Source organism: Candidatus Litorirhabdus singularis, from assembly GCF_026262625.1.
Taxonomy (GTDB): domain Bacteria; phylum Pseudomonadota; class Gammaproteobacteria; order Pseudomonadales; family Halieaceae; genus Litorirhabdus; species Litorirhabdus singularis.
Genome location: NZ_SHNN01000002.1, coordinates 859664 through 873394, shown reverse-complemented (window position 1 = coordinate 873394; position 13731 = coordinate 859664). Strand labels below are relative to the sequence as shown.

The 13731-nt window shown below is 54.7% G+C and carries 13 protein-coding genes and 3 tRNA genes; 11 read left to right on the top strand and 5 right to left on the bottom strand.

Annotation, left to right across the window (positions count from 1 at the left end; genetic code table 11):
• Nucleotides 1-45 precede the first annotated feature (45 nt).
• Nucleotides 46-501 carry a DUF1289 domain-containing protein gene (locus EYC98_RS12415; protein ID WP_279245659.1) on the top strand — a complete coding sequence of 152 codons (456 nt, stop codon included), beginning with the start codon at nucleotides 46-48 and terminating at the stop codon, nucleotides 499-501.
• Nucleotides 502-509: 8 nt separating this feature from the next.
• On the top strand, nucleotides 510-1223 hold the full coding sequence (locus tag EYC98_RS12410; RefSeq protein WP_279245658.1) for a MiaE family protein: 714 nt from the start codon (nucleotides 510-512) through the stop codon (nucleotides 1221-1223).
• 76 nt (nucleotides 1224-1299) lie between these two features.
• On the opposite strand, the gene EYC98_RS12405 is transcribed toward EYC98_RS12410, so the two are convergent.
• Entirely contained in the window at nucleotides 1300-1797 is a 498-nt protein-coding gene (locus EYC98_RS12405) for a peptidylprolyl isomerase (RefSeq protein ID WP_279245657.1), read from the bottom strand.
• A 125-nt stretch (nucleotides 1798-1922) separates the two neighbouring features.
• On the opposite strand from EYC98_RS12405, the gene EYC98_RS12400 reads away from it, so the two are divergent.
• Nucleotides 1923-3593 (top strand): glutamine--tRNA ligase/YqeY domain fusion protein, encoded by a 1671-nt coding sequence (locus EYC98_RS12400; protein WP_279245656.1) that lies wholly within the window; start codon nucleotides 1923-1925, stop codon nucleotides 3591-3593.
• Between the two features lie 4 nt (nucleotides 3594-3597).
• Nucleotides 3598-4974: a cysteine--tRNA ligase gene (gene cysS / locus EYC98_RS12395; protein WP_279245655.1), complete on the top strand. Its 1377-nt coding sequence runs from the start codon at nucleotides 3598-3600 to the stop codon at nucleotides 4972-4974.
• A gap of 34 nt (nucleotides 4975-5008) precedes the next feature.
• Here cysS and folD read toward each other — a convergent pair whose 3' ends face one another.
• The gene (gene folD, locus EYC98_RS12390) at nucleotides 5009-5854 is read right to left on the bottom strand and encodes a bifunctional methylenetetrahydrofolate dehydrogenase/methenyltetrahydrofolate cyclohydrolase FolD (RefSeq protein WP_279245654.1); all 846 of its coding nucleotides are present in this window, start codon (nucleotides 5852-5854) and stop codon (nucleotides 5009-5011) included.
• 176 nt (nucleotides 5855-6030) lie between these two features.
• Here folD and EYC98_RS12385 point away from each other — a divergent pair.
• The 6 genes from EYC98_RS12385 (at nucleotide 6031) to EYC98_RS12360 (ending at nucleotide 10571) form a co-directional block, all read left to right on the top strand.
• Nucleotides 6031-6107 (top strand) — tRNA-Pro (locus EYC98_RS12385).
• Nucleotides 6108-6117: 10 nt separating this feature from the next.
• Nucleotides 6118-6193 (top strand) — tRNA-His (locus EYC98_RS12380).
• Between the two features lie 96 nt (nucleotides 6194-6289).
• A tRNA-Arg gene (locus tag EYC98_RS12375) sits at nucleotides 6290-6366 on the top strand.
• A 115-nt stretch (nucleotides 6367-6481) separates the two neighbouring features.
• Nucleotides 6482-7450 carry an NAD(P)H-dependent flavin oxidoreductase gene (locus EYC98_RS12370; protein WP_279245653.1) on the top strand — a complete coding sequence of 323 codons (969 nt, stop codon included), beginning with the start codon at nucleotides 6482-6484 and terminating at the stop codon, nucleotides 7448-7450.
• 219 nt (nucleotides 7451-7669) lie between these two features.
• On the top strand, nucleotides 7670-9700 hold the full coding sequence (locus tag EYC98_RS12365) for a hypothetical protein (RefSeq protein ID WP_279245652.1): 2031 nt from the start codon (nucleotides 7670-7672) through the stop codon (nucleotides 9698-9700).
• Between the two features lie 85 nt (nucleotides 9701-9785).
• Nucleotides 9786-10571: an SDR family NAD(P)-dependent oxidoreductase gene (locus EYC98_RS12360; RefSeq protein ID WP_279245651.1), complete on the top strand. Its 786-nt coding sequence runs from the start codon at nucleotides 9786-9788 to the stop codon at nucleotides 10569-10571.
• A gap of 1 nt (nucleotide 10572) precedes the next feature.
• Here EYC98_RS12360 and EYC98_RS12355 read toward each other — a convergent pair whose 3' ends face one another.
• Nucleotides 10573-11133, bottom strand: a complete 561-nt coding sequence (locus EYC98_RS12355) for an NnrU family protein (RefSeq protein WP_279245650.1) — start codon at nucleotides 11131-11133, stop codon at nucleotides 10573-10575.
• Nucleotides 11134-11209: 76 nt separating this feature from the next.
• Nucleotides 11210-11614: a secondary thiamine-phosphate synthase enzyme YjbQ gene (locus EYC98_RS12350; protein ID WP_279245649.1), complete on the bottom strand. Its 405-nt coding sequence runs from the start codon at nucleotides 11612-11614 to the stop codon at nucleotides 11210-11212.
• A 108-nt stretch (nucleotides 11615-11722) separates the two neighbouring features.
• Between EYC98_RS12350 and EYC98_RS12345 the strand changes: the two genes are divergently transcribed.
• The gene (locus EYC98_RS12345) at nucleotides 11723-12496 is read left to right on the top strand and encodes an SDR family NAD(P)-dependent oxidoreductase (protein WP_279245648.1); all 774 of its coding nucleotides are present in this window, start codon (nucleotides 11723-11725) and stop codon (nucleotides 12494-12496) included.
• Nucleotides 12497-12501: 5 nt separating this feature from the next.
• Here the strand turns inward: EYC98_RS12345 and EYC98_RS12340 are convergent, their stop codons facing one another.
• The gene (locus EYC98_RS12340) at nucleotides 12502-13674 is read right to left on the bottom strand and encodes a GGDEF domain-containing protein (protein WP_279245647.1); all 1173 of its coding nucleotides are present in this window, start codon (nucleotides 13672-13674) and stop codon (nucleotides 12502-12504) included.
• Between the last annotated feature and the right edge of the window lie 57 nt (nucleotides 13675-13731).

The following is a 13731-nucleotide window of genomic DNA, read 5'->3' as shown; positions in this document are numbered from 1 at the left end:
GCGAATACCGTGCATTCATTCGAGTGATACCTTACACTTCTCGCGATGAACGAGATCCGCGTCAAAACCCCCTGTATCGGAGTCTGCTCGACCGGCATTGGCGATCGAGTCTGCCGTGGGTGCAAACGTTTTGCGCACGAGGTCATCGACTGGAACAGCTACGATAACCAGCAAAAAACCCTGATCGATCAGCGCCTGACAGATTTTCTGAGCCGCTGTGTGGCGAATAAGCTACAGGTGGTCGATCCACTATTGCTGGAACGGCAACTGCAGGCGCAAATGATAGACTTTCCGCGCCACAAAGATCATTTCTGCTGGGCCTATGCTTTACTCAAGGCCGGTGGGGGTCAGATTGAAAAGCCTTTGGACTATGGACTGCTGATTGACGCCGAATTTCGCAATGTCTCGCTGAAACAGCTGCGCCTGATTATAGATGACGAATTTTTTATTCTGTCTGACGCTTATTACGAGCGTTACGTTGACGCCACCCGCACCGCCTGAGCCCGGCTATGAGTGCTATTGCCGATATAGAAGCCTTTTTGCCCTGTGTGACGCCTCAGGCGTGGGTTGAGTGGGCGCTTGAGCACCCCGAATGGCTGTTAATTGACCATGCCAATTGCGAGCATGCGGCGGCGCAATCGGCTCTGACTATTATGAAGCGATACCGTTCAGGGATCCCCGGCATTGCAGATACGGTGCGCTCCCATGCAGACTCGGATCAAAAAAGTCCGGCCCACCTGCAGTATCGCAGGATAGATCAACCGCGGTTGTTGCAAAAAATGTCGCGACTGGCGCGGGAGGAACTGCGCCATTTTGAGCAGGTGGCAGCCCTGATGCAGCAGCGAAGTATTACCTATAAAGCTTTATCAGCCGGTCGTTATGCCGCTGAGTTGCGCCAATTGGTGCGCAGCCCAGAGCCTGCGCGTCTGGTAGACACCCTGTTGGTCGGCGCCGTTATTGAAGCGCGCTCTTGTGAGCGGTTCGCCAGACTGGCGCCGCGTCTGGATAGCGAGCTGAGCGAATTTTATGGCTCGCTGCTAAAGTCCGAGAGTCGACATTTTCTGGATTATCTGGCCTTGGCCGAGGCGCTGGCGGGACCTGAGGAAATAGCGGGGCGACTGTTGCTGATTAAACACCGAGAGCAGGAATTAATCGAGTCTCCAGATACCGAGTTTAGATTCCATAGTGGCGTGCCGGCAGCAGGAGCTACTAGCCAGAATTAACTTTGTTTGTTGCCCCGGTCGCGCAGGGGCTGCGCGACATTAAGGGGCATAGGGTGCGAGTATTGGCGGGGTAGCTTCAGTCTTCGACGACTTTGACTGACTCTATAATGACATCGTCCAACGGTACGTCCTGATGGCCGCCCTTGCTGCCGGTTGGCACTGCCTTAATTTTCTCAATCACGTCCATGCCGTCAGTGACTTTGCCAAATACCGCATAACCCCAGCCCTGGCTGTTTTTACCGGTGTGGTTCAGGAAGTCATTGTCCTTCACGTTAAAGAAGAATTGAGCCGTTGCCGAGTGGGGGTCCATAGTACGCGCCATGGCAATAGTGCCATTGTCGTTCTTGAGGCCGTTATCGGCTTCGTTTTCGATATTTTCGCCGGTGGACTTCTGTTCCATGCCGACTTCAAATCCGCCACCCTGGATCATAAAGTTGTCTATAACGCGGTGAAAAACCGTGCCGTCGTAAAACCCGTCTTTGGCATAAGCGATAAAATTGGCGCAGGTCTGCGGGGCCTTGTCTGCGTCGAGCTCGATAGTAATGTCGCCGAAGGTGGTTCGCATTATAATCATTCTGTGTTCCTTGTCAGGGCTGGCTGCTGGTTTCAAAAGGATGCAATGATACGGACTTTTGCCGGTGCAGTGAACCCAAATGTCTCCTATAATGTGCCCCCTTTTTGTGACCGGTTACCGCTGATATGACAGAAGCTGCGCCCCCCGCCAATTTCCTGCACACGATAATTGCAGATGACCTTGCTTCCGGGCGGCGCCAGCAGGTGGTTACGCGCTTTCCGCCAGAGCCCAATGGCTATCTGCATATCGGCCATGCCAAGTCGATTAGCGTTAATTTCGGCCTGGCGGAGGCCTTCGGTGGCGTCTGCAATTTGCGTTTTGATGACACTAACCCTGAAAAAGAAGATCAGGAATTCATCGATTCTATCCAGCAGGATATCCGCTGGCTTGGGTATCAGTGGGCCGGAGAAGTGCATTATGCCTCCAGCTACTTTCAACAATTGTATGATTGGGCGGTGCATCTGGTAGAGCAGGGGCACGCCTACGTCTGTGATCTTTCTGCTGATGAGGCGCGAGAATATCGCGGTACGCTGACTGAAGCGGGCCGTAATAGCCCCTATCGTGAGCGCAGTGTGGCTGAAAATCTGGAGTTGCTGGCGGCTATGAAGGCCGGAGAATTCGATGACGGCGCTAAAGTGCTGCGCGCCAAGATCGACATGGCCGCCCCTAATATGAACCTGCGCGACCCCATCATTTACCGCATTCGCAAGGTTCGACATCATCAGACGGGAGATGACTGGTGCATCTACCCGACCTATGACTTTGCCCATGGGCAGGGTGACGCGATTGAAGGTGTCACACATTCCATCTGCACCCTCGAGTTTGAGGATCATCGGCCCTTGTATGAGTGGTTTCTTGAGCATTTGCCGGTAGAGGCAGCACCGCGTCAGTATGAATTTGGTCGTTTAAATACCAGTTATACGATTACCAGTAAACGCAAGCTCAAGCAGTTGGTGGATGACAATGTCGTCGCTGGTTGGGATGACCCGCGTATGCCTACCATTGCTGGAATGCGTCGCCGCGGCTATACGCCGGCGGCATTGCGCAAGTTCTGTGAAATGGTGGGAACTACCCGCGGCGACGGCATCGTCGATGTTGCCATGCTGGAGCATGCTATACGCGATGACCTGAACACGAATGCGCCGCGCGCTATGTGCGTACTGGACCCGCTGAAAGTGGTGCTGGTCAACTACCCTGAGGATCAGCAGCAGACGCTGACCGTGCCCAGTCACCCTAACCGGGATGACCTCGGTGAGCGCGAACTACCCTTCGGCCGTGAGTTGATGATAGACCGGGATGACTTTAGAGAAGAGGCCAACAAAAAGTACAAGCGTCTGGTTATTGGCAAACGCGTGCGTTTGCGCAACGCCTGCATTATTGAGGCAGTAGAGGCGATTAAGGACAGTGAGGGGAATATAGTAAAAGTGCATTGCCGGATGATTGAGGACACCTTTGGCAAGGACCCCGCCGATGGTGTGAAGGCCAAAGGCGTTATTCATTGGGTCGCTGCGCACGGCGGACAGCGTGCGGAACTGCGTATCTATGATCGCCTTTTCAACCATGAGGCGCCTGACAAGGGCAGCGATGACCTCATGTCCTATATTAACCCTGAGTCGCTGCTTGTTAAGCAGGGCTGTTGGATAGAGCCGGGGTTGGTGGATGCGGCCCCGGAAAGTCATTTTCAGTTTGAGCGTGAGGGCTATTTTGTCGCCGATCGCTATGATCACAGCAGCGACACACCGGTATTCAATTTGACTATCGGGTTACGTGATACCTGGGCGAGCGCGGGGTCCTGAGCGGATGAGCATACAAATTTACAATACGCTGAGCGGTCGCAAGGAAGAATTTGAGTCGCTTGAGCCTGAAAAAGTCACCATGTATGTGTGCGGACCCACGGTCTACAACCTGGCGCATATAGGCAATGCGCGGCCGGTGGTGGTGTTTGATACCTTGTTCCGGTTGTTGCAGACCCAATATGACGAGGTTGTTTACGCACGCAACATCACCGATATCGATGACAAGATTATTCAGGCCATCGCTGAGTCGGGCCGTGATATGGGCGAGTTTACTGACGAGTTCACGGAGAAGTATCGCGCCGACATGGGTTCGCTGAATGCTCTGGCGCCCTCTATGGAGCCGCGCGCTACCGCTCATATTGAAGAGATGACCGAGCTGGCGCGGACCCTGATAGAAAAAGGTAACGCCTACGAGTCCGAAGGTCATGTACTGTTTGCAGTGCAATCAATGCCAGACTACGGCCAGCTTTCGCACCGTTCGCTGGATGATATGCAGGCCGGGGCGCGGGTCGAAGTCGCTAGCTACAAGCGCTACCCGGGCGATTTTGTGCTCTGGAAACCAGCCGCAGCAGATGAGCCGGGTTGGGACAGCCCCTGGGGGCGTGGTCGGCCGGGTTGGCACTTGGAGTGCACCGCCATGATTCACGCGCACTTGGGCGATACTATTGATATTCACGGTGGCGGTCGCGACCTTATATTTCCGCATCATGAAAACGAACTGGCTCAGAGCCAGTGTGCTCATGGCGGTCAATATGTGCGCTATTGGATGCACAATGCTTATCTGGATATCGATGGTGAGAAGATGTCCAAGTCGTTGGGCAATTTCCGCATGGTGCGTGACCTGTTGACGCACTATCCGGGTGAAGTCCTGCGCTTTGCCTTGCTGTCGGCGCACTATCGCAGCCCGCTCAATTTCTCTGCCGATCTGTTGCAGCAGGCACAGGCGGCGCTGGACGGTATTTATGGCGCGCTGCGTGATGCCAGCGACGTCGGTGTTGAGATGGACATCGTGCTGGAGGGCGAGGCCTTTTACGCGGCGCTTAAGGATGACCTCAATACACCAGAGGCGATAGCGGAGCTACATGTGTTAGCACACGGCTTGAATAAGGCTGAAGGTGATGACCGCATCTTGTTAAAGGGTCGTTTGCTAGCGGCGGGGGATCTATTGGGGCTACTGCAGGTCAATCCTGAAGAGTGGTTTCAGAGCAGCCTTGATGATGAGGCTATTGCAGCGCCGGAAATTGAAGCGCTAATTGCCGAACGACAGCAGGCCAAGCTGGATAAAGACTATGCTCGCTCTGATCAGATTCGCGATGAGCTCGCTGCGAGTGGGGTAGTGCTGGAAGATTCGCGTGAAGGAACCAGCTGGCGCCGCGGTTAGCGGCGCTTTACCGGTTACTGGTGACGCAGGCTGACTAGCCCAGACTGCGTTCAGCAGAAGCTACGCTCTGATAAATGAGCGTATTGATTGTCATGGGGCCGACGCCGCCCGGTACTGGTGTGTAAGCCGCAGCACGTTCGGTAATCGCCGATAGTTCGATGTCACCGACGCCACCGGGGTGATAGCCAGCGTCAACAACAACCGCGCCATCCTTGATCCAGTCGCCCTTGATAAACTCGGGCTTGCCAACCGCGCCGACAATAATATCGGCCTGTTTGACCAACTCAGCCAGATTTTGGGTGCGTGAATGGCAGATGGTTACCGTGGCATTTTTCTGCAGCAGCATCATTGCCATCGGCTTACCTAAAATCGGTGAGCGGCCGACAACGACGGCGTGCTTACCTTCTATTTCTATCTGGTAGTGTTCCAGAGTGCGCATAATGCCCTGAGGGGTAGCGCAACCGTAAGCCTCTTCGCCCATCGCCATGCGACCAAAGCCCAGACAAGTTACGCCATCAACGTCCTTGTGTAAGGCGATAGCATCAAAGCAGGCGCGCTCGTCCACCTGCTCCGGTACCGGGTGTTGGAGCAATATGCCATGTACATCGGGGTCTGCGTTCAGTTCCTCAATTTTGTTGAGAAGCTGCTCTGTGGTAGTGGTGGAGGGCAGCTCTACTGCCAGGGAGTCCATGCCAACGCGACGGCAGGCATTGCCCTTCATTTTCACGTAGGTCGCTGAAGCGGGGTCATCGCCCACCAGAATTGTCGCCAGAATGGGTGTTTTGCCGCCTGATTGCTCCTTTAACTGCTCAACTCGCTGCAGTAATTCCGCTTCAGTGGCTGCCGCCAGGGCCTTTCCATCCAATACCATTGCCGACATAACAGCTGTTCCTTTTGGGGGTAGTCTAAAAGTCGCGGATTATCGCATGAGCACCGCAGCGGGGGGAAGCACCGTACCGGTTAAGAACCTGTTAACTACCTGCTTTTCGCGTTGACGCTGGGGAGGGTGGCGGGTATGATGCGCGCTCTTGAAAATCGCAAGTTTCAATACCTTGTCGGGGTATAGCGCAGTCTGGTAGCGCGCCTGCTTTGGGAGCAGGATGTCGGGAGTTCGAATCTCTCTACCCCGACCACTTTTTAGTGGTGGCCGTAGCTCACCAGGTAGAGCACCGGATTGTGACTCCGGAGGTAGCGGGTTCAAGACCCGTCGGCCACCCCATTACACTAATCGAGCTGACCACACCCCCTTGGAAGCCCGTTAGTTCTGCAGCCACCGCGGTTGGAGTTGTCCTATAATGGCAACTGTTTGAGTTATGCGCCCGTAGCTCAGCTGGATAGAGCATCCGCCTTCTAAGCGGACGGTCACAGGTTCGAATCCTGTCGGGCGCACCATTTTCAGCATCGCCCAATACCCTATACATCACAAAACAAGCCACCTATAGTGTCCCACTTTGTGTGGCGCAGTCAGCGCTGCTGTCATCTTTAACTGAGCGGGGATATAGCGGGTATGAAAACCAGAGTCACTGAGATGTTGGGTATAGAAACGCCGATTATTTGCGGCGGCATGATGCGAGTAGGGACGGCAGAGCTGGCCGCCGCAGCCTCGAATGCCGGGGCACTGGGCGTGATGACAGCCTTGTCCCAACCCACACCAGAACTATTACGCGCAGAAATAGAAAAATGCCGCTCCCTGACCGACAAACCTTTTGGTGTAAACCTGACGGTGGGAGTAGTCGCAACGCCGGTTGATTATGACGAGTACATCTCGGTCATTCTTGACTGTGGTGTGAAGATCATTGAGACCGCGGGGCGCAGCCCCGAACCTTTTATGGAGCGCTTCAAAGCGGCCGGTGTAAAAGTTATTCATAAGTGTGTGGCGGTGCGTCACGCGCTCAAGGCTGAGCGCATTGGGGTTGATATCGTCAGCATCGATGGTTTTGAATGCGCCGGTCACCCGGGCGAGCAGGATGTGGGCGGACTAGTACTGTTCCCGGCCACCACTCAGGCGCTGAAGATCCCTGTCGTCGCTTCTGGCGGTATCGCCGACGGCCGCGGTCTGGCTGCAGCACTGGCATTGGGTTGCGAAGGTATCAATATGGGGACCCGGTTTCTGGTTACCGAAGAGGCGCCCATCCATGAAGGTATCAAGCAAAAAGTCGTGGAGATGGACGAAAACCAGACCCGATTGATTTTTAGAAGCTACAAGAATACCGCGCGGGTTTACCGCAATGGGATTGCTGATAGCGTCGCCGATATAGAAGCCGCAGGCGGCGAGTTTGGCGAGGTCCATCATCTGGTGTCTGGCCAGAATCAGGAAAAGGCCTGGAGCACCGGGGATATCGAAGCCGGCATGGTTACGGTCGGTATGAGTGGCGGTCTGATCAACGATATTCCCAGCTGCGATCAGTTGGTGAAAAATATCATGGCTGATGCTGAAGCAATTATCCGTCAGCGGCTCACCTCTATGCTGGACTAATTTTCCACGCGCAGACGCTGGAATCAGCGCGGCGTCACCTGGCGCCGCGGCACAAACTTGCGTGCCTTCCCCGAGATTGCTAGCATCTGCCGCGTTTTGATTTCTTATATAAGGTTTTTGTCCGTTTCTATGTCTGCTAAATATATTTTCGCCTCGTTACTCTGTAGTTTTCTTTTCCTTTCTGCCTGCTCTGGGGATAACTCAGGCGCGCCGCAATCGATGCTGCCCGAGCCAGTGTATTCGGTTGATCCTGCGACGATTGATGTGAGTACAGCTGCTAGCTGCGATATCACGCAGCCCGACTACTGTCTGTTTCCGTTTCCCAATGATTTCTTTACGACTGAAGATGTCAGCGCGAATACGGGGCGCAGAGTCAGCTTCGACGCTGCTGTTATGCCGCTTAACCTGGACGCGGATCCGTTTGACGTTACCGAGCACAATCGCAATGACGGTTTTTCTCCAGGCCCACTGATACTGGCGCAGATTCCCGGAGTGAGTTTGAGTGAGACCGGTGCCGCGCCGCTGACCGATATTGGTCTGTCGTTGGCAACTGACGCGCCGATTCAGGTGCTAAATGCGACCACCGGTGAGCCACAGTTGATCTGGACGGAATTGGATAGCTATGCCCCGCCAGAATCAGGGCTACTCATGATCAGGGTGGCAAAGAATCTGACTCCCGGTGAGCGTTATATTGTAGTGCTGCGTAATTTGCGCGACGCAGACGGTGCAACAATGGAGCCCAGCGATGCCTTTAAAGTATTCCAAGAACAGATTCCATCCGATATTGAGGCTTTCGAATCTCGACGCGAGCATATGGAATCCCTGTTCAGTGCGCTGTCGGGCTTTGGAATCGAACGCGAGTCGCTGTTTTTGACCTGGGACTTTACCGTGGCCTCCAGCGATAATATTACTGGCAGGGCAGTTCATATGCGCGATACCGCATTGGCAAATCTTGCGGGCGCGGCACCATCGGTGGTGATTACTGAAGTGATTGAGCTGGCACCAACAGATCCTGGCGGAGCTGATCTGGCGCGAACTGTGCGCGGTACGGTCGAGGTCTCCAATTTTCTTTCCTCAGCGTCAGGAGATCCAGGCTCCGTTCTCAACTACGACAGTCTAGCGCCCGATGCTCTGCCGGTGCAGCTAAATGGTAATGCCACGGTTGCAGTGCCTTTTGTTTGCGCCATTCCTCCGGCGGCATTTGCTGACGCGGCCGATTTCAGTACTGACACGCGCGCGGTGATTGCCGGGCACGGTCTGTTCGGTGATCGGGACTCTGTGTTGGGCCTGGCTGCGCTTGCCAATGATCAGAATCTGATTTACTGCGGCATGGATTGGTGGGGTATGTCGAATCAGGACTTGGGTGTGACCTTCGGGGTATTGAGTAATATCAGTTTGTTTCCAACCCTGGTAGATCGACTGCAACAGGCATTTGTTAACAAAATATTACTGTCTGAAGCGTTGGTTAAAAGCGACGGTTTTGCGAGTGAGCCAGCCTTTCAGCACCCCAACGGTACACCGTTGTTCAAAGCCGGCGAGGTGCACTACGATGGCTTGAGTCAGGGCGGGATACTGGGTGGTGCGCTGACGGCCCTGAATCCGCATTTTGAGCGCTCGGTATTGATGGTGCCGGGCTTGCGTTTCAGTTTATTGATGCGGCGCAGCAATGCCTGGGCAGGGTTTTCGATTGGCTTCGATCCAGCCTATCCAGAACCAGTAGACAAGGCGATGGGCCTTGCGCTGTTGCAGATGCTCTGGGACCGCGGTGAAAATAACGGTTATTCAGGTCATATCACCCGCAATCCATTGCCGGGCTCCAGTGCAAGCCGAGTGCTGGTGCAGGCGGCTGTAGGCGATGCTACTGTAACTGAGACCGCGGCTGAGGTGCTGGCTCGTAGTTTGCAGTTGCATAGACACGTACCAACGGTGGTGGCGGGTCGCCATATTGCTGTGGAGCCTTACGTGGGTATAGACAGCATAGATGCCTATCCATTTGCGGGAAGCGCGCTGATAATCTTCGATTCGGGCCCTTTTCCGATAGCCGGACATGATGGTACACAATTACAGCCAGTGGCAAACACGCCGCAGTCTGAGGGGTACAATACCCATGGCATGCCGTTTAGTCAGGAGCCGGCCTGGCAGCAAAAAGGGCACTTTTGGCGTACCGGTGAGGTGCTCAATGTGTGCGGTGCCAGCGCTTGCTTCGGTGATGGCTACGATGGTACGCCGGGGGAATATGTCGCTCCCTGAGCCTGTGCAGTTGCGGATTTAGAGTAGAACAATCAGCGATGGCGGCCAACTTCGGCGGCCTGATGAGGATTATCAGGGGTAGGGTATGAGTTTGGGAGCAGGTGTAGATATATTTTCGATGGCGGGCAAGACTGTCGCTATCACCGGCGCTTCGTCGGGTTTTGGTTCTCATTTTGCCGGTGCTCTAGCCGCCGCTGGTGCGCGTGTTGTTTTGGGTGCGCGACGCATTGATAAAATCGCTGCAAGAGTGGAAGAAATAAATGCCGGCGGCGGCGAGGCTCTGGGATTAGAGCTGGATGTTCGCGACCGTGATAGCGCTGCGCGTTTTCTGGAAGAAGCTGAAGCCGCCTTTGGACCGCTGGATGTCCTGGTGAATAATGCCGGTGTGGAGTCTGGTGCCAGCACCTATGTTTCTATGGATGAAGATGACTGGGACTATGTGCTGGATACTAATCTGAAGGCCGCGTGGCGTCTCTGCAAGATGTATACGGAACGGGTCGGTGGTCGCGAGACTAAGGGCAATATCGTCAACATTGCCTCGATTACTGCCTACCGCACCATAAAAGGTCAGTTTCCCTACGCGGTGTCCAAGGCCGGATTGATCAAGGCAACCGAGATTATGGCCCTGGAAGGCGCCCGTTACGGGGTGCGTTGTAACGCCATCGCGCCCGGCTATATTCTCACTGACGTGAGTCGAGTGCTGCTCGAAAGTGAGCGCTCGGAGTCCATTGTGAAGGGCATACCCATGCGCCGTTTCGGTGAATTCGAAGACCTTGAGGGCGCGTTGCTGTTGCTGTGCTCAGATGCTTCTGCGTATATGAGCGGCTCCACCATCGTGGTCGATGGCGGGCATATCTGCGCCGAGCTATAAGCTAAACGACTGGCACTCCGGCAATCCAGGGGTGGAGGACGTAAACGACGGCAGTGACGACCACCGCTATCACCAGACCTAAAATCTCGCTACCCCAAGAGGGCGGCTCGACCTTTGCGGCGGGTCCATCCCGCCGGCTGATCAAAACAATTTCTAGCAAAGCCCACAACCCCAGGCCGCCAAACAGGGCCAGCGAGCGCGAATCACCATTAGCCAGCAAATGTGCCACGGACCACAGTACCAGGCTGCTTAACTGTGGGTGCGGCAATATCCGCTTCAGGCGAGTGTTGCGTTTGGCAGATATAAACAACAGGAAAGCCACTAACATCAGTGGCAGCGCCAGCATCTGCAGGCCCACTGGCGGCAAGTAGACCAGACTGGGCTGAGCGCTGCGCCAGCCCATGACTATAAGGCCCAGGCCAGACAGTACGCCCAGTGAGAACAGGCCCATATAACCGCCTTCACCGAGCTTTGCTTTCACACTGGTTTTCAGCGACGGAAATAGAGTGGGTATAAAGTGTACGGCTGCCCAGAGACAGATTCCGCCTATCAGTAAACTCATAATGTGGCCCTCCGGCCCTTTTTTTGTCCAGTCTAGAAGTTTGCGGGCACTATAGCCAATGCCGTTTATGTCTGTGCTAAGTGTTCAGATGAATCACTACACTGCGATTGCCGCGCGCATGCCGATGTTCCCACAGAAATATACCCTGCCAAGTGCCTAGCAACAGTTCTCCGTTTTGCAGCGGTATCGCCACCGACACAGCGGTCAGCGCGGCTTTAATATGGGCCGGCATATCGTCGCTACCTTCCGTAGTGTGGGTATACAAAGGATCATTCTCGGGCACCAGGCGATTGAGCCAGTTCTCCAGGTCTACGCGGGCGCTGCTATCGTAGTCTTCCTGTATCAACAGACTGGCAGAGGTGTGCTGGATAAACAGCGTACACAGCCCTTCGGCGGCGTTCGAGGGCAGCGCCTGCTGTACGGCTTGGGTAATGGGATATAAGCCCTGGCCGCTAACGGCTATTTCTATCGTTTTGATCATGCAAATTCTCACGTTATTCAGGTCAAGGTTAAACCACTTCCAGCGTTGCCGCACTGCTGTGTTTATGGGACATTGGCGGTCTAATGATAAAACTGGCAGGGGTAAGCAATGAGCGGACGTATGCAGGACAAAGTGACCTTGATTACCGGCGGTGCTTCGGGCATTGGCGAGGGCATGGTACGCAGGTTTTGTGCCGAAGGCGCGCGAGTTATTCTGGCGGATATTAACGAGGCCGGTGGACGCGATGTAGCGGCCAGCTGTGGCGCAGAATTTTATCACCTGGATGTTACCAGCGAGAGTGACTGGGCGGCTCTGGCGGCGCATGTGCGCAGCGAATATGGCCGTTTGGATGCGTTACTGAACAATGCCGGTATCGTTAGCAGTCAGTCAATTGTCGACGTTGATGTGGCGACCTGGAACCGCTTGTTGGCTATTAACTTGACCGGCATGATGCTGGGCTGTCAGACCGCTATTGCGCTGATGGGGGAAAACAAGCCAACGGCTGGCGGCAGTATAGTCAATACAGCCTCTTCAACCTCTTATCTGGCGATACCCGGTGATGTGGCCTATGTGACATCGAAGGCTGGTGTTGTGGGGCTAACCAAGTCGGTGGCGGTTTTTTGCGCGACTGAAGGACTGAATGTTCGCTGCAATTCCATACACCCGGGCGCGACACCTACCGCTATATTGCAACCTGCGCTGGATGCTGCCCCGGAGATTGTGCCTAACCTTGAGCGTATGTCACCGCTGAAACGGATGGGGAGTGCGGCAGAGGTGGCGGCAATGGCGTTGTTTTTGGCGTCTGACGAAGCCAGTTATTGCACCGGCGGCCAGTTTCCCGTGGAGGGAGGTACTGTCAGCGAACATCCGCGGATGTTCTAGGACTCTTAGCCATCTTCGGGCTGAGTGTTCTTGGCCGCGTACATATTGGCGTCGGCCGCTTCATACAGGTCCAGTATGCTATCGCCCTGAGCCGGGTAAAGTGCGCCGCCAATCGCACAGTCATAGTCCAGATTTGCATCGCCGGATTTGACGCCGTCGCAGGGAACTTGCAGAAAGCGCTCTATAGCTTGCTCCATGCCGCTGCGGTGATCCACCGCACCGAGTATTACCGCGAACTCGTCGCCGCCCAGACGGGCAATGAAGTCACTCTGACGAAATCCGGCGCGCATGCGGCCGGCCATGTTACGCAGAATTTCGTCGCCAACGGCGTGACCATGGTTATCGTTAATCTGCTTGAAGTTATTGAGGTCAATAATAAGCAGTCCGAATACTGAATCCTGACGCTGTGCGCGCACCAAGGCGCGCTCAGCCTCCTCAAAGAATGAACGGCGATTGGGAATAGTTGTCAGCTCATCGTGAGACGCTAAATGATCCAGGTGTTGGGCGCTGAGTTGCATACTACGATGTAAGCGCTTGTTAGATACGAGGTAGGACATTAACACCCCGATGATGATCAGTAGGGTACCCATCAAGGAGATCGTCTGGACGATGGCAATGTTAGCTTCGAAGGTGAGTGCGGTCATGGAATGGCCGCGAAACTCCAGCGTTACCAGAGTTAGCCAGGCTAGAATGACGAGACAAGTCCATATATAGGCCCAGCGCCGTTTCATTAAAGTTGCAGCCAATACGGGCAGCACCAGCATGAAGATAACAGTAGGGGATAGGACACCGCCGAGATAGAAACTGGACCCGAACAGAAGACTGCCCAGTGCAGCTAGCAATATATTGGCACACAGGTCTCGTGCCCCGGTCAGCATAAACAGAAGCCGCACCGAGACGACCATGGCCAGCACGCCGCTCAGGAGATAACTGCCAAAGAGACGACCGTCTCCGGTGGTCGGAATGATCAGGTAAAAGATGGCCAGTAGCGCTATGACATTCAGCAGCAGGGTGAACAGCACCTGTACCAGCAGTCGGTCGCGGTGTTGCTCCAGTGATTCTATATGGAGGTCATGGGGGTTTGTTAACAGACCCTCAAGGCGACGGGCGGGTGACGCTTCTCCAGCCTCGGCTGACGCGTTTAGTGGTAGTATAAGGTCAGGTCTAAAGTCAGCCACGGTGCCTGTCCGAGCATAAATAATTGACGTATTTTAGGCGGCCATTTGTGGCTTGTC